Source organism: Paraburkholderia sp. RAU2J (genome assembly GCF_003634845.1).
GTDB lineage: Bacteria > Pseudomonadota > Gammaproteobacteria > Burkholderiales > Burkholderiaceae > Paraburkholderia > Paraburkholderia fynbosensis.
In genome coordinates, this window is record NZ_RBXG01000003.1 from 270,976 (window position 1) to 286,278 (window position 15,303).

Here is a 15,303-nt window from a genome sequence, read left to right on the forward strand (position 1 = left end):
GACTCCTATCATGGCAAAAAAATTAGGGGCAACGTGCCCAGATCACCGAAGCCGATATGCAACTCACAACCGATCGGCAATTCGAGCACGCCCGCGTAAGAGCCCGTGATCACAGCCTGCCCGGCCTGCAATCCAACGCCGCGGACGCGGAGAAAGTTGGCGAGCCACACGATCGGCGCGAGCACGCTGCGATCAGGGTGGCGGCCTGCAAAACTGACCGTGTCGTGCCCCGCGCGAGCCAGAGTGACGGTGAATTCAACCGGGAGATCGGCCGGCGTCGCGCCCTCGCGCAATCGAACGCGCGGCCCAATGACAAGACCGGCATTGAACAGGCCGTCTGCCAGCAATTCAGGAAACGTCAGCGATTCGGGATGCGCATAGCGACTGCCCAGCAGTTCGAGCGCGAGGTGAACATTCCCGAGAGCGTCGAGCACTTCGGCTTCGCTATACGCTTCGCGCCGTGGCGGCAGATCGCGGGCCAGCAAACAGGCGAGTTCAGGCTCTGCCCTTACCCAAGGTTGCCCAGGCACGGCGCGAACGCGGCATTGAGCGCCTCGATGAATGTTGGCGTCATAGATGGGTGCGGCGATGATTTTGCCCGCCGGCGGCAGCGCACATTTCCACGCGCCAGCCTGCCAACCGAGCTGATCGCCCACCTTTCGCTGGATCGCGAAACCTTCCTCCAGATTCGCGGGCCGCAGTTCGACGGGAAGGCGCTCCGCGAGCTTGCCTTGCCGACGCGCCGCGACGAGAAGGCGTGCTGCCTGCTCATCCAACGCGGCGATTCGCTCGATAGCCTGATGTGTTCCCGGCGTGTTCATGCCGCCTCACTCACATGCGCACCGACGCTCTGGCGCGGCCATACGGCACCCAGCTTCGCAGACGCTTGCTGCAATAGCGCGTAAAAGGCCTGGTAACGCTCCGGCTGAACCCGTGTGACCGGTCCGGCAATGCTCATCGTGCCCACCACCGCACCGTCAGGCAGCGAACGCACCGGCACCGCCAATGCGACGACGCCCGGCTCGGCCTCTTCAACGACAAGGCCATAGCCACGCTGCCTGGTCCGCTCCAACTCCGGAATCAACTGCTCGACGCTGGTGATTGCCTTCGGCGTCCATGCGCCGGCGGCAGACGCTTTTCCGAGTCCGCCACGCAGGGCGTATTCGATCGCCTGGTCGTTCGGCATTCCAGCCAGCCACACCTTGCCAACCGATGTGGCATGCAAGACGATGGGACTGTGCATGGACGGCGAATACATGAGGCCCGGTGCCGCGCCCTGGGATGCTGCCAGCCACGCGAGGGTTCCTTCGTTGACCACCGTCAGCCGGACTAACTCGCGGCACTGCGCGGCGACTTCGTCAAGAATCGGCTGCACCAGCCCCGGCAGACCGAGTCCATGCAGGTACCGCTGACCGAGCAGGGACAGCTTCAAGGTCAGACGGTACTGGGACGTCTGTTCATCCTGCTCCGCCCACCCCTGCTCGCACAGTTGCGCGAGCACCCGATGGGCAGGCCCCTTCTCCAGCCCGAGTTCGGCGGCGATATCGGACATGCGCATCCAGCGCGCCTCACGTGCGAGCAACTCGATCGCCTGAAGCGACCGGTCAACTGCTCCCTTGACAACTCTCATAATTGACGTAACATGGTTCTTACTGGAACGATGTTACAACAATAGACAACCAGCACCCAAAAGTCAATCAAGACGGAGACAAGCATGACTCGGAACACTCAGGTTCAGCCTCACGGCAAGCGCCAGTCGAAGATAGCCGCGGCCAGCGGTTGGATTGGCTCGGCATTGGAGTATTACGACTTCTTCATCTACGCGACCGCGGCGTCGCTGGTGTTCCCGCAGCTCTTCTTTCCGTCTGATAACCCAACGGTCGCGATCATCGCGTCACTGGCGAGCTTCGGTGTCGGCTATATCGCCCGGCCGGTGGGCGCCGTCGTCCTCGGGCACTGGGGCGACCGCCACGGCCGTAAGACGGTGCTGATCCTCTGCCTGTTCGTCATGGGCCTTTCGACAATGGCCGTCGGGGCCCTGCCAACGTATAAGCAGATCGGGATCTGGGCGCCGGTGCTGCTCGTGATTCTTCGCCTGATCCAGGGCTTCGCGGTCGCCGGGGAGCTTTCCGGCGCCAGCTCGATGATTCTCGAGCACGCACCGTTCGGTCGGCGCGGCTACTTCGCGAGCTTTACCCTCCAGGGCGTGCAGGCCGGACAGCTCATGGCGGCAGCGGTCTTCCTGCCTCTCGCGCACTTCATGCCCAAGGACCAGTTCACTTCCTGGGGCTGGCGGATTCCGTTCCTGCTGAGCATCGTCGTGATGATCGTGGCTTACATCATTCGCCGCGAAGTCGACGAGACGCCGGCGTTCGCCGAGGAGCGCGCACACGGCGAAGTTCCCGCCTCGCCGGTCGTCGAAGTATTCCGGCAGAGCTGGGACGATATCGTGCGCGTGGTCTGCATGGCGCTTACCGCCGTGATCGCCCTGGTCGCCGCGGTCTTCGGTGCCGCCTATGCGGTTCAGCCGGCGTACGGCATCGGCTTCCCTTCCGGCGTGTATCTGTGGATTCCTGTTCTGGGTAACATCTGCGCAGTGATCCTGATTCCCTACGTCGGCAATCTCTCGGACAAGATTGGCCGCCGGCCGCCAGTCCTTGTCGGCACCCTCAGCGCCGGACTGCTGTCGTTCGTGTATCTATACGCTATCAGCATCCATAACCTGTGGCTGGCGATGATTCTCTCGGTGCTCATGTGGGGCATCGCCTATCAGGGCTTCAACGGCGTATTCCCGAGCCTGTTCCCCGAACTGTTCCACACGCGCGTGCGCGTGTCAGGGATGGCCATCGGACAGAACGTCGGGACGACACTTTCCGCGCTTCTCCCGGCATTTTTCGTCGCGGTCGCGCCCCCCGGCTCCGCCAATATTCCGCTGAAGATCGGAGCCCTGACGTTCGGCATCTGTGTCGTGGCCGCGATCGCCGCTTTCACCACGCGCGAGACGTACCGGGTCCGCCTCCACGACCTCGGCGACCGCAACGCGGTCCCCGTACCCAAAGGCGACTACGATCGCCTGCGCGCCGGGACGATGGCCGGGACGACCGGAACAGCCGACCCACAGGACTTAACAAACCAACTGCGCTCGTAGCTGAAGCCACGGCAATATCGCTGCGACCGCCATGTTGGCGCAATTTAGGACGTTCGGATGGGCCGGGCAGGATCAAGCGGTCGCGGCACTTGCGAATATCTGATGCCACACAGGAGAAAGGCACATGCACAACCAAGGTACGCCACGTTACGACGGCCCGCGCGAACTCGCGCAATCCCTGACTCCGTTCGCACGCGTGAGCGCGTCCGCGGCGGTCTGGAACCAGGAGGGGCTGCGCGCGGACTCCGAGTATCGCGACCTCGGGCTCGCCGCAGTGACCAACGGCCGCATCGGAGCCAAGCACATTCGCGCGCTGAAGCCGTTCACCGATGCCACCGGCTGGCACTGGCACGACATGACTGCGCACTACCTGTATGTGCTGCGTGGATCGGTCACGTTCCGTTTCGCCGGCGTCGAGGGCAATGTGACTCTCAACGCTGGGGACGACCTCTCGCAGCCCGCCGGCGTTCCGCACAACGTGATCTGGCGCTCCGATGACCTTGAAGTGATCGAGATTAACGAGCCCGCGGTTTACGGAACATGGGATCTCGCCGAACCGCCGGCACCCTGGAAGTGAGCACCAAGCTATGACTGCACCTTCCGTCAACATCGGACATGAGGCCGCAATGCATCCACCTATCACAGGAAGAACGCGACTCTACGGGTTAGTGGGCGATCCACTGACGGCAGCCAAGTCGCCGCAATTGCTAAACCAGCTTTTTATCGAACAGCGCGCGGACGCGGTTTGCATTCCGTTTGGGGTCAAGGCGGAGGACCTGTCCGCATTTGTCACCGGCGCACGAGCGATAGGCAATCTTTCCGGCATGCTAGTCACGATGCCTCATAAGCAACCGATGCTCGCTTTTGTCGACGAACTACATCCCACTGCTTCCAAGGTCGGCGCACTCAACGTAATACGCTGCAAGGAAGATGGACGCTGGGTCGGTGCCATATTCGATGGCGTCGGCTGTGTGCTTGGCATGCAATGGGAAGGCAATCATCCGGCGAACAAGTCCGTTCTTCTCGTCGGTGCCGGAGGCGCAGGCAGAGCTATCGCATTTGCAGTCGCGGCCGCGGGCGCCCGGACGCTCACCATATCCGACGTCGACGAGCATCGGGCTGACGATCTCGCGAAATCCGTGGCGGCCGAAACCGGTTGCATCACGCATGCCGGACTACCTGACCCGCACGGATTCGAAATCGTTATCAATGCCACACCGCTCGGCATGAACAGGAATGATCCCATGCCGGTCAATCCCGAGCGGCTCGCGCCCGGCACCATCGTCGTAGACATTATCAATGCGCCCGAGCCGACGCCGCTTCGCCGCGCCGCGCATGCGCGCGGCTGTCGTACCCAAGACGGGGGGCCGATGCATGAAGGGCAGGCATTGCATGCCCTACGCTTCCTTGGGTTCGATTACCGCCCTGCTGGAAGGTCAGCACCAGACGATGGCTTGCTGTTCGCGCCTGCCAAGGACGCAAGCCCTTGATGCCGAACGCCTCAGGGAAAACGCCCGGAATCAACAGTTATCACCAGTCTGAATGGAGGGAAGATGCGATGAATAGTTTCAACGTTCTCACACCAGTATGTGCGGATGGCTTTAACGCGCGCATCGCGCAAGCACCAAGTCGACTTGTCGACGGTGCGAAGGGAGAACACGCATGAAAGTCGCATTGCTGGAGGCCAGCCATTGGCATGTCCCACTCTATCTTGATGCGCTCGAGGCGCCCGGGATCCAGGTGGTAGCCGTTTCGGATGCAGAGCAGGCGAAGGGACAGGCAATTGCCGCTCGATTTGGGAGCAGGTTGTACTCGTCAGCCTATGAGTTGCTAGAGCGCGAGGAAGTCGATTTTGCATTCGTGTTCGGGCGGCATTCCGAAATGCCGACGCTCGCTGAGGCGGTGATCGCACGAAAAATTCCATTCACGCTGGAAAAACCCTGCGGCGTCAACAAGTCGCAGGTCGCGCGGCTGCGCAAACTGACAGAGGAAGCCAATCTTTATTGCGCCGTACCGTTGATCTTTCGCATGAGCGAATTGCTCACCGCACTGGAAGATGCTGAGGGGCGCATTCCGTCGGACTTCAACTACATGTCGTTCCGTTTCATTGTGGGTCCGCCTGGTCGTTATGAAGCTGCGGGCGCAGGTTGGGCACTCGACCCGGTGTTTTCCGGAGGCGGATCCACGATCAATGTCGCAACCCACTTCATCGATCTCTTCAGATTACTGACCGGTAAAGAGGTCGCGCGAGTCTCCGCCACCATGAACTCCCGAACGCATCGAGGCGCCGTCGAGGACTACTCGTTGCTGACAATGCAAACCGAAGACGGCGTGATCGGGCTGGTGGAGACCGGATACAGCTTTCCCAGTACTCAAGACGAGCAGCGCGAATTCTCCTTCACCCTTTCATCTGATCGCATGTATGCGAAATCGGGCCCCGACCGGATCGAGATTCGGGACCGAAGCAGTCTTGCCTTCGGCACTCGAAGTCGCCGTCTCCAGTTAGAGACTGACATTTACTACCCACTGTTCGTCAAGCGGGTGCTGGCTGAATGCCGCACAGGTGCAAAGCCGATCGCGTCATTGCGCGACGCCGAGGCGATGATGCAGGTCATGGATGCGGCCTACGCTTCTGCTCGGCAAGGGGGTGCGCTTCAGACTCTTGCGCCAATTTCTGTATGACCCGAGCTGCGGGATCGCCTCGCACGCCTATGCCGCTAACGAGATATTGCAATTTGGCCGATTGTCCGGCACCGAAGGAAGGCGACTGGATCGCGCGAGACTTCCGTTTCCACACCGGGGAGGTGATGCCGCAGCTGCGGCTCCACTACCGAACCATCGGCGACCCGTCCGGCGAGCCGGTCCTGGTCCTGCACGGCACGACGGGCACAGGCGCCAGCATGCTGACGCCCGCCTTCGCGGGAGCGTTGTTCGGCCCGGGACAGCCGCTTGATGCCAACAACTATTTCATCATTCTCCCGGACGGGATTGGAACCGGCGGATCGTCCAAGCCGTCCGACGGGCTGCGCACGCGGTTCCCGGCTTACAACTACGACGACATGGTGCTTGCGCAGTACAGGCTCGTGACCGAGTGCCTGGGCATCCGGCACCTGCGGCTGTTGATCGGCAACTCGATGGGCGGCATGCACGCATGGATCTGGGCGGTGCGATATCCGGACTTCATGGACGCACTGGTGCCAATGGCGTCGCAACCCACGGAGATGTCCGGCCGCAACTGGATGCTGCGTCGCATGCTCACCGAGATGGTCCGCAACGACCCGGAGTACCTGGATGGCAATTACGCCAGCCCGCCCCGCTCCTTGCGCATTGCCAGCGCGTTCTTCGCGCTGGCCACCAACGGCGGAACGCTGGCCTACCAGAAGGCGGCGCCGACAATGGAGTTGGCCGACAACTACGTGGACACCCAGTTGGCCCAGCCCTTCACATTGGATGCCAACGACTTCTTATATCAATGGGGTGCCTCGCGCGGCTATAACCCGGCACCGGGTCTGGAGCGGGTCCAGGCTACGGTGCTCGCCGTCAACGCGGCCGACGACGAACGCTATCCGCCCGAGACCGGCCTGATGGAGCGCGCGATGCAGCATGTGCGCCACGGCCGGCTGTTTTTGATCCCTGCCAGCGAGGATACGTGCGGCCACGGCACCAGCGGCCTGGCTCGTTTCTACAAAGCTGAGCTGCAGGAACTGCTGCAATCAGCCCCACGCCGCGCCTCCAGGTGAGGCTGACCGGACAATACGGCGCCCGTTCGTTCGGCGCGTCGCTATTGCGCTGGACCTACACAACATGTCTTTCGAGCAACGACCATGGTTCCGTTCGGCGACGAGTGTTGCTGTCGCCGTGCGGCGGCCGAACGTGACGCTGCTGCTCTCACGTCGGCCTTGAGCGTCTGCCCGATGGTGTTGTCGCTGCGATGCTCGTTTTGGCCGTTCAGTGGATCAAGCGAGCTGGCGCCAAAGCCCGTTGCGAGATAGAAGCGCAGCGGGACGACTGGAAGCGTCCGCTGCGCAGTCCAAAGTGAATTCCGGCGCGATCAATAAATGGCTGCGGCCAAGGCACGCTTGACTATCGATTGACGGTCACGAGTATCAGCCCATTGCATAAGCGTGAGCGCCGCTTGTCCCGCCGGCGCGCCGCGACGAGAAGGCGTGCTGCCTGCTCATCCAACGCGGTGATTCGCTCGATAGCCTGATGTGCTCCCGGCGTGTTCATGCCGCCTCACTCACATGCGCACCGACGCTCTGGCGCGGCCATACGGCACCCAGCTTCGCAGACGCTTGCTGCAATAGCGCGTAAAAGGCCTCGTAACGCTCCGGCTGAACCCGTGTGACCGGCCCGGCAATGCTCATCGTGCCCACCACCGCACCGTCAGGCAGCGAACGCACCGGCACCGCCAATGCGACCACACCCGGCTCGGCCTCTTCAACGACAAGCCCATAGCCACGCTGCCTGGTCCGCTCCAACTCCGGAATCAACTGCTCGACGCTGGTGATTGCCTTCGGCGTCCATGCGCCGGCGGCAGACGCTTTTCCGAGTCCGCCACGCAGGGCGTATTCGATCGCCTGGTCGTTCGGCATTCCAGCCAGCCACACCTTGCCAACCGATGTGGCATGCAAGACGATGGGACTGTGCATGGACGGCGAATACATGAGGCCCGGTGCCGCGCCCTGGGATGCTGCCAGCCACGCGAGGGTTCCTTCGTTGACCACCGTCAGCCGAACCAGCTCGCGGCACTGCGCAGCGACTTCGTCAAGGATCGGCTGCACCAGACCCGGCAGACCGAGTCCGTGCAGGTACCGCTGACCGAGCAAGGACAGCTTCAAGGTCAGACGGTACTGGGACGTCTGTTCATCCTGCTCCGCCCACCCCTGCTCGCACAGTTGCGCGAGCACCCGATGGGCAGGGCCCTTCTCCAGCCCGAGTTCGGCGGCGATATCGGACATACGCATCCAGCGCGCCTCACGGGCGAGCAACTCGATCGCCTGAAGCGACCGGTCAACTGCTCCCTTGACAACTCTCATAATAAGACACGCATGACTCGAAAGATCCCGGTTAAGCCCCACGGCAAGCGCCAGTCGAAGATAGCCGCCGCCAGCGGCTGGATTGGCTCGGCATTGGTGAATTACGACTTCTTCATCGATGCGACCGCGGGGTCGTTGGCCTTCCCGCAGCTCTTCTTCCCGCCTGACAATCCAACGGTCGCCATTATCGCATCAAGCGACCGGCGCCAGGCGACCTAGAGGTGGCGCCGACGGCCATAATGGCCGGCAACAAGGAACCAGAGGATGACGAAACGCAACCGACGGACACACTCACTGGGTTCAAGGCAAAGGTGGCACTCGCGGCGCTCAAGGGCGACAAGACGCTGGCCGAGCTGGCCCAGCAGTTGATGTGCATCCGAACCAGATCACGGACTGGAAGAAGCAACTGCAAAAGCGTGTTGCCGAAGTGTTCGAGACGGGCCAAACATCGGCCGAGCCCCTGGTCGATGTGAAGGCGTTGCACGCGAAGATCGGGTAATTGACTCTGGAGAACGATCTTTTGGAAAGCGCGCTCGGCAAGGCGGGATTGCTGAGCGTAAAGCGACGATTGATCGCGGGCACGCATTGCCGGTGAGCCGGCAGGTGCGGCTGGTGGGCATTGCCCGTTCAAGCGCCTACTCCCAACCGCACCCGGTCAGCGAAGTCCGCTCGCGAACACGTGCAACGACAGTCGCGCTCGACTGTCGTTGCACGCCACGGCACGTCGCGCGCTCAGCGGACCAACAGCCTCATTCCGCCAATCTTGTGATCGCTACGCGGCTGCCCGCCTGCTCCCGCAGGCGAAACTTCTGTATTTTTCCGGTGGCAGTTTTGGGCAATTCGCCAAAAATCACGCGACGCGGGCACTTGAAATGCGCCAGTCGCTCCCGACAGAACGAGATCACATCCTCCTCGGTGATGCTCGGGGTATCGGGCCTCAGCTCGATAAACGCGCAAGGAGTCTCGCCCCATTTGTCATCAGGCTGCGCGACGACGGCCGCGTTCAGGACGCCCGACATGCGGTAGATGACCTCCTCCACCTCCACAGACGAAATATTTTCTCCGCCAGAGATGATCACGTCCTTCGAGCGGTCTGTGATCTGGATATAGCCGTCAGGATGGACGACGGCCAGATCTCCAGTATGGAACCAGCCGCCTGCGAAAACTTTTGCGGTTGCTTCGGGATTCTTAAGATATCCCATCATCACCGTATTCCCCCGAACCAGGACCTCACCGCAAGACTTGCTGTCGGCCGAAACCGTCTCGAGCGTCTCAGGATCGGCGACCGACATTTTTTCGAACGCTGCCGCACGCACACCCTGCCGCGCTTTCAACTTTCCTTGTTGCTCCGGCGGCAACGCGTCCCACTCCTCGTGCCACGCACAGCTGATCGGGGTGCCGGAGATCTCAGTAATGCCAAAGACGTGGTCGACGTCGAAGCCCATGGCGCCAACGGCCTCGAGAACCGCGGCTGGCGCCGGCGAACCGGCGGTTAGGACCCGCACCCGACGCGGCAGCGGCTGCCGTTCTGAATGAGGCATGCTTGCGAGGCCTGACAGGACGATTGGTGCCGCACAAAAGTGATCTACGCCATGTCTGACGATGGCGGAAAGAACATTGGCAGCATTCACCTTGCGCAGGCATACATGCGTTCCGGCCGCGGCGGTAATCGCCCATGTGAAGCACCAGCCATTCGCATGGAACATGGGAAGCGTCCACAAATAAACCGGCGCGCGCGGCAGCGGCCAGTTCGTCATCTGCAACAGGCTCATCAGATAGGTGCCGCGGTGGCTGGGAACGACGCCCTTCGGATCCCCGGTTGTACCCGACGTGTAATTCAGGGCAATGGGCGTCCACTCATCGACCGGGCGGCGACCGGCAAATGCGGGATCACCGCTCGACAGCAGCGACTCATAATCAGTTTCCCCAATGGCGGGGCCGTCAGGCGCTTCGTGGTCGTTGATGTCGATCACGCGCGGTGGATTGGAAACCGACTGCAATGCTTTCTCGACCAGCGGAGCAAATTCGCGATCTACAAGCAGGAGCTTGCATTCGCCGTGGCGCAGAATGAATGCGACACCGTCAGCATCGAGGCGGCAATTGACGGCGTTGAGCACGGCACCGGACAGCGGCACGCCAAAGTGAGCCTCAAGCATGGCCGGGGTGTTCGGCGCGATGATCGACACGGTATCGCCCGGTTCGATCCCCAACTGAACGAGCGCCGACGCGAAGCGATAGCAACGCTCGCGGGTTTCGGCCCACGTCTGGCGGAAGTCGCCATGAATGATCGCGGTCCAATCCGGATAGACGTCGGCGGTTCGATCGAGGAAGGTCAATGGCGTCAATGGAACGTGGTTTGCCGCGTTCTTCTCAAGTCCTTGGGAGTAGGCCTTTGCACTCATGACTTTGTCTCCGTTCATTCTTCGTAGAAAGTAGTGAAATCGCCGACCGGGCTGCGCTCCGTGACGAGCGAGTTCTCGATGCAACTGGGATCCGCATAACCCAGACTCATTCCGCAGACCAACATGTGATTGTCGGGAATGGACAGTTCGTTGGCGATGACACGGTGGAACTTGTTGAAAGCCGCCTGCGGGCAGGTGTCGAGGCCCCGCGCCCGGGCGGCAATCATGACGCTTTGCAGGAACATGCCGGTGTCCAGCAGACTTCCTTCACGCATGACCCGGTCAACCGTGAAAAACAGGCCTACCGGCGCATCAAAGAAGCTGTAGTTGCGTCCGTGCTGGACGTGCATCCGCTCCTTGTCCCCTTTCTGGATGCCCAGCAGGCCGTACAGATTCCAGCCCACTTCCCGCCGGCGGTCCACATACGGCGCGATCCATTCGCGTGGGTAGTAGTCGTAGGGCTCTTCCAGGTCGGAACTTCGTGCAGGATCATCATTGATCTCGTTGATGGCAGCAGACAGGCGGGACTTCATCGTGCCTGTCACAACATGCACATGCCAGGGCTGGATGTTGACGCCGGTTGCGCTGAAGCGCGCAACGTCGAGGATGGACTCGACTTCCTCGCGGGGAACCGGTATGGGCAGGAAAGCACGGACGCTGCGCCGGGTGACGAGTGCCCAGTCGACGGCTCGACTCACGTCGGCAAACGAGCTGAAAGGAGGAGGAGATAGACGGTCCATTTTTTTCGGCATGTTGAAAATTTGCTGCGGCCTGGACGTGGTGTTTTTTCGGGTGGAGAGTTCCGTAACTGCCGCACTCCTCACCCGAACGGACCCCGGCCATGAAGCCGCGTATGGTAGAGACCTCAGCGCCCTGCACTACCCTGAACTACGGCGACAGGCGCGCCGGCTGAGCGGAATGAGTCAGCACGTGTCTGATTGATCAGCGTCACCGCCGCCGCACCGATGAGGCCAGCCAGCCCAATTGCCATGAAGTTCTGTTCAAGCGGCAGCTTCAAGGAGACGAGCCAACCGATGAGCACCGGTGCCACGATGGCGCCGATCCGGCCCACGCCAGAAGCAAAGCCAACACCGGTAGACCGGATCGCATGGGGATAGAAGTCACCCGCATAAGCATAGGCAAGCAGTTGCGTACCAAGCGTCGATGCGCCGACAACGAATACGACGGCAAACAACGACACGGTCGACTTCGTAAAGCCCATCAGCGACAGCGCAACCGCCCCGACGACGTAAAACGCAATCAGCACCCTCTTGATGTTGACCTTGTCGCTGAGCCAACCACCAAAAATCGCACCGGCGATGGCGCCGACGTTGAAGACGATCACGAAGTTCAAAGCTGAACCGAGGCTGAATCCAGCCATTGCCATCAGCTTGGTCAACCAGGAGCTGAGTGCGTAGACCATGAAAAGGCCGGTCATGAACGCGACCCAGATCATCGTCGTACTGAAGCCCCGCCCGTCCTGGAAGAGGCGTCGCACCGAGGCGTCCCTGCTTTTGTCCGCCGAAGATCCGACAAAGTGCTCCTGACCGCTCACCGGATAGTCGGGCACCAACCGTTTCACCACGGTGCGCAGTTCGTCGTGCCGGCCGCTTTTAACCAGGAAGGACATCGAATGGGGCATCGTTTTGATGATGAACGGAATCAGCAGGACAGGCAGGCCCGCGGCAAAAAAGACGGATTGCCAGCCGTAGCTGCCGATAAGCTGCTTTGCGGTCAGCGCCACAAGAATTCCGCCAATGGAATATCCCGCGAATACCAGCGTCACCAATCGCGTGCGCAGGTTGTTCGGCGAAAATTCCCCCATCTGCGCGGTGACAATTGGCAAGACTCCGCCAATCCCCAGGCCAGCGATGAATCGCGTCATGCTGAAGGCGATGGGATCGCTGGTCAACCCAGCCGCTGCGGTGAAAAGACTGAACAGCGCGACGCAAACACAGATCATCATTGGTCGGCCGAAACGGTCAGCCAGCGTGCCAAGGAAAATGGCCCCGAGCATCACGCCAAAAAGTGCCGATCCGGCCATGACGCCAGCCCTGGTCGCATCGATGCCCATGTCCTTCATGATTGATGGCAGCGCTGCGCCCACGACGGCAAGATCGTAGCCGTCGAGTATCAGCATCAACAGACACCAGAACAGGACCAGGGTGTGAAAGCCATTGAATCTTGCCTCACCCGCGAGTGAGTGCACGTCTATCTGGTTCATCTTGTCTCCTTTGGTTTTAGCGTCGTGAGCGAAGTCCACGCGGGCTCCAACAGCGCCCTCAATGGGGCGGCCTTGTCGCGACTCGACTGGCCGTTGGTCTGTGCCGTAACCAGTTTCAGCGGGACGACACCGGCAGTCCATGTCCATCAACTTCAACTTGGATGAGGTCGCCGAACACCCGCGTTTGCCGGCATTGCGGCGTTGGCGACAGCACCGGTCGCGTTCCTGTACGAAATCGAGAACGTGCTGTCGGACCGACCGGCACCAGGGTCAGGCGGTCGCGCCGGTGCGCGGCGAGCCTCAGTCGAGAAGCAAAATGTGGGAGCCCAAGTCTGTGCCGCCCTGAACGACCGGATGCTTTAATTGTGGTCTGCCACCCGTACCGCAGATTGGCGGGTGGCCTCGACCAACGCCTGAAATTGAGTAGCGTCGCGTGGCGGTTGTCGCCGGTCAGCATGGCCGCGAGCGGGACGCCTGCGCTTCGGTGATCAGGCGGCGCTTGCACCGGGTCGGAGCGTATGCGCCCAATCGCGGTATCGCTAGCAGAACTGGGCGTAATACGGTAATCGCCAGGTACTGCGGATGGGCGCGCCGCCAGCCAAACTAGTTCGAGCACACAAAGCTAGCTGCGAGATTCTGGTCACCGCCGACGTATTTTGGCCACTGTGGGTATTCGCAAAGGGGTCGCGTACGTCCGGTGGATGGCGGAGCAAGATCGGTGATAGCGAGGTTATGAGGCTCGATCCCTTTCGTGACCCAATTGTCCAGTGCCGTCAGACCATCGTAGGAACCATTGAACTGTCCGCCGCCACCATGCGCCGCGCCCGGCACCAGGTAAAACTTCAGAAACTGATCAAGCGGCCCCTGCCCGAACCTGGATACCAGACCGTTATAGTAGTCAATCGACAGTTGAGCTGGAATGAACTGGTCTGATTGTCCATGTTGGAGAATGATCTTGCCGCCCCGACTTTGGAATTGAGTCAAGTCATTGCTCGTGCTATCCATGAGCGCGCTCACCGCCTGGATGCGCGCGGCTAGCGGCCCCGGCCCGGCAGGGTCGAAATTGAGAATGCTCAAGCCAGGATCGCGAGCGACCGCAAACCGGAGCATGTCGTTTGAGAACGTGTAATAAAACGCGCTTTTCCCGAGAACCCCGGGTTCGATGGTAGCATCGGCAACTGACGTGCCCCATGTCAGCACAGTGGACCAAAAGTCCGCACCGGCGAATGCGTTGTAGGCTGGAAAAGTTTGAATTCCGTTCGCCAGATCAAAGCTGAAGTTAAGCGGTGTCCCAGCGGTGGTCATTGTATTGATTTGCGCGTCGGACAGGCATGTGTCACCGGTGTCCACTCCGCCGGAGCAGCGAATCTGCTTGGGATCGAACACGCACGCTGAAGGGTTACTAACAATGCCGTCAGCCACGCCATCCAAAGCGTCACATTGCTTCATGACCGCTGCCAGAAGCGCCTTGCCTTTAGCCGGGGTGACGTATCCTCCTGGCGCCAGGAGCGCTCGCGAAATCCTGCCCATCTGGAGCCATAGTCCCGTAATTCCCGAGGCGGGGAATGTCGAGATGATACCGTCGTAGTCTTGTGGGAATCGCTGCGCCGCGATCAGGGCTTGTCGTCCGCCGCTCGATCCGCCAATAAAATAACTGTGCACAAAGGCCGAGCCATAACGTCTCTTTGCGATGTACGCCGCAAAATCATGCGTCTTCTTGATGTGGTCGCCTGCGTAATTAGCGAGCGCCTCATCATTTTCTGCGAATGAGCCATCGAAGAGGGTTCCCTCATGCCCGCTGTCGCTCCCGAGGGTCACGTAACCTCTGCGCAACGGCGTTGTGACGCCTGTTGGCTCCGCGCCGGCTAAGAAACCATCGAGCGGAGAGCCCTCAGTAGCGGGGATGGTGCCGTCGAAACCCCCGCCGCCAAAGTGAACAGCTTTTCCGTTGAAGTTAGTCGGAAGATCCACCTCCGCGTGAATATCTGGCGCATTGAAATCCACCGGATGAATACTTCCAAGTACTTTGCAATACTCACCATTTGTATTACCAGGATCCGTGTCAGCAACGAGCGTGGCGGATACGACGGTGGCACCGGTTGTCGGCAACCCGATCGAGGCGGCGGGAACCGTCATGCCAGCCAACGCATTGCACATCGCGGCTGAAGTCTTTACGTCGGCGCTTGCAGGTGCAGAGTCATGGCCGCCGCAGCCCGATATGACAATTGTTGATGCTGCTAACAAGGCACTCGCAATTGCCAAGCTTCGGCCGCTCCTTAACCGAGTTCTCATTCTCGTCTCCGTATAGTTATTACCGCCATGCTGGCTGGCTGATTTCGAGCAATTTTTGCTTTCTACCGCTGCTATGCTCGTGAGGCGTTAGTCGGAAACTGCGCGCCATATGCGTGGCGCTCGGGCAACGCTTCACTTCTCGTACCGCAGCAGTCAAGTGCGTGGCCGTCACGGCACCAGTCCCGGGTACATCCCGAA

12 protein-coding genes and 2 pseudogenes are annotated in these 15,303 nt (G+C 60.9%); 7 read left to right on the forward strand and 7 right to left on the reverse strand.

Translation table 11 applies throughout. The features are described 5' to 3' along the window. Window positions 1–8 precede the first annotated feature (8 nt). Window positions 9–821 carry a 2-keto-4-pentenoate hydratase gene (locus B0G69_RS32675; protein WP_121324253.1) on the reverse strand — a complete coding sequence of 271 codons (813 nt, stop codon included), beginning with the start codon at window positions 819–821 and terminating at the stop codon, window positions 9–11. Then, window positions 818–1,630, reverse strand: coding sequence for an IclR family transcriptional regulator (locus tag B0G69_RS32680; RefSeq protein ID WP_121324255.1), 813 nt, complete (start codon window positions 1,628–1,630; stop codon window positions 818–820). The genes B0G69_RS32675 and B0G69_RS32680 overlap by 4 nt, the downstream gene beginning before the upstream one ends. A gap of 84 nt (window positions 1,631–1,714) precedes the next feature. Between B0G69_RS32680 and B0G69_RS32685 the strand changes: the two genes are divergently transcribed. From B0G69_RS32685 to B0G69_RS32705, 5 genes are all read left to right on the forward strand, one after another. Beyond that, window positions 1,715–3,148 carry an MFS transporter gene (locus tag B0G69_RS32685; RefSeq protein WP_121324257.1) on the forward strand — a complete coding sequence of 478 codons (1,434 nt, stop codon included), beginning with the start codon at window positions 1,715–1,717 and terminating at the stop codon, window positions 3,146–3,148. A 124-nt stretch (window positions 3,149–3,272) separates the two neighbouring features. Further along, on the forward strand, window positions 3,273–3,725 hold the full coding sequence (locus tag B0G69_RS32690; RefSeq protein ID WP_121324259.1) for a cupin domain-containing protein: 453 nt from the start codon (window positions 3,273–3,275) through the stop codon (window positions 3,723–3,725). 10 nt (window positions 3,726–3,735) lie between these two features. Next, window positions 3,736–4,638, forward strand: coding sequence for a shikimate dehydrogenase (locus tag B0G69_RS32695; protein ID WP_241991591.1), 903 nt, complete (start codon window positions 3,736–3,738; stop codon window positions 4,636–4,638). A gap of 172 nt (window positions 4,639–4,810) precedes the next feature. Further along, window positions 4,811–5,830 carry a Gfo/Idh/MocA family oxidoreductase gene (locus B0G69_RS32700; RefSeq protein WP_121324263.1) on the forward strand — a complete coding sequence of 340 codons (1,020 nt, stop codon included), beginning with the start codon at window positions 4,811–4,813 and terminating at the stop codon, window positions 5,828–5,830. A 29-nt stretch (window positions 5,831–5,859) separates the two neighbouring features. Further along, window positions 5,860–6,888 (forward strand): alpha/beta fold hydrolase, encoded by a 1,029-nt coding sequence (locus B0G69_RS32705; RefSeq protein ID WP_121324265.1) that lies wholly within the window; start codon window positions 5,860–5,862, stop codon window positions 6,886–6,888. Window positions 6,889–7,374: 486 nt separating this feature from the next. On the opposite strand, the gene B0G69_RS32715 is transcribed toward B0G69_RS32705, so the two are convergent. Continuing rightward, complete coding sequence (locus B0G69_RS32715) at window positions 7,375–8,187, reverse strand: IclR family transcriptional regulator (protein WP_121324267.1); 813 nt, start codon at window positions 8,185–8,187, stop codon at window positions 7,375–7,377. A gap of 12 nt (window positions 8,188–8,199) precedes the next feature. On the opposite strand from B0G69_RS32715, the pseudogene B0G69_RS32720 reads away from it, so the two are divergent. Together B0G69_RS32720 and B0G69_RS42305 are read left to right on the forward strand one after the other, a co-directional pair. Further along, a pseudogene (locus B0G69_RS32720) lies at window positions 8,200–8,382 on the forward strand (MFS transporter); the annotation flags it as partial. 69 nt (window positions 8,383–8,451) lie between these two features. Continuing rightward, window positions 8,452–8,847 (forward strand): annotated as a pseudogene (locus B0G69_RS42305) (transposase); the annotation flags it as partial. Window positions 8,848–8,936: 89 nt separating this feature from the next. Here the strand turns inward: B0G69_RS42305 and B0G69_RS32725 are convergent. From B0G69_RS32725 to B0G69_RS32740, 4 genes are all read right to left on the reverse strand, one after another. Next, entirely contained in the window at window positions 8,937–10,589 is a 1,653-nt protein-coding gene (locus B0G69_RS32725) for an acyl-CoA synthetase (protein ID WP_121324269.1), read from the reverse strand. A 14-nt stretch (window positions 10,590–10,603) separates the two neighbouring features. Beyond that, complete coding sequence (locus tag B0G69_RS32730) at window positions 10,604–11,329, reverse strand: nitroreductase (protein WP_199731489.1); 726 nt, start codon at window positions 11,327–11,329, stop codon at window positions 10,604–10,606. A 125-nt stretch (window positions 11,330–11,454) separates the two neighbouring features. Beyond that, window positions 11,455–12,813 carry an MFS transporter gene (locus B0G69_RS32735; protein ID WP_121324273.1) on the reverse strand — a complete coding sequence of 453 codons (1,359 nt, stop codon included), beginning with the start codon at window positions 12,811–12,813 and terminating at the stop codon, window positions 11,455–11,457. Between the two features lie 603 nt (window positions 12,814–13,416). Next, window positions 13,417–15,105, reverse strand: coding sequence for a tannase/feruloyl esterase family alpha/beta hydrolase (locus tag B0G69_RS32740; protein WP_121324275.1), 1,689 nt, complete (start codon window positions 15,103–15,105; stop codon window positions 13,417–13,419). Window positions 15,106–15,303: the final 198 nt, after the last annotated feature.

Bases quoted from the DNA above. Each gene is read 5' to 3' on its own strand.
- B0G69_RS32685 (WP_121324257.1), top strand. From the start codon at position 1,715: ATGACTCGGAACACTCAGGTTCAGCCTCACGGCAAGCGCCAGTCGAAG.
- B0G69_RS32730 (WP_199731489.1), bottom strand. From the start codon at position 11,329: ATGGACCGTCTATCTCCTCCTCCTTTCAGCTCGTTTGCCGACGTGAGT.
- B0G69_RS32715 (WP_121324267.1), bottom strand. From the start codon at position 8,187: ATGAGAGTTGTCAAGGGAGCAGTTGACCGGTCGCTTCAGGCGATCGAG.
- B0G69_RS32735 (WP_121324273.1), bottom strand. From the start codon at position 12,813: ATGAACCAGATAGACGTGCACTCACTCGCGGGTGAGGCAAGATTCAAT.
- B0G69_RS32675 (WP_121324253.1), bottom strand. From the start codon at position 821: ATGAACACGCCGGGAACACATCAGGCTATCGAGCGAATCGCCGCGTTG.
- B0G69_RS32690 (WP_121324259.1), top strand. From the start codon at position 3,273: ATGCACAACCAAGGTACGCCACGTTACGACGGCCCGCGCGAACTCGCG.
- B0G69_RS32695 (WP_241991591.1), top strand. From the start codon at position 3,736: ATGACTGCACCTTCCGTCAACATCGGACATGAGGCCGCAATGCATCCA.
- B0G69_RS32705 (WP_121324265.1), top strand. From the start codon at position 5,860: ATGCCGCTAACGAGATATTGCAATTTGGCCGATTGTCCGGCACCGAAG.
- B0G69_RS32725 (WP_121324269.1), bottom strand. From the start codon at position 10,589: ATGAGTGCAAAGGCCTACTCCCAAGGACTTGAGAAGAACGCGGCAAAC.
- B0G69_RS32700 (WP_121324263.1), top strand. From the start codon at position 4,811: ATGAAAGTCGCATTGCTGGAGGCCAGCCATTGGCATGTCCCACTCTAT.
- B0G69_RS32680 (WP_121324255.1), bottom strand. From the start codon at position 1,630: ATGAGAGTTGTCAAGGGAGCAGTTGACCGGTCGCTTCAGGCGATCGAG.
- B0G69_RS32740 (WP_121324275.1), bottom strand. From the start codon at position 15,105: ATGAGAACTCGGTTAAGGAGCGGCCGAAGCTTGGCAATTGCGAGTGCC.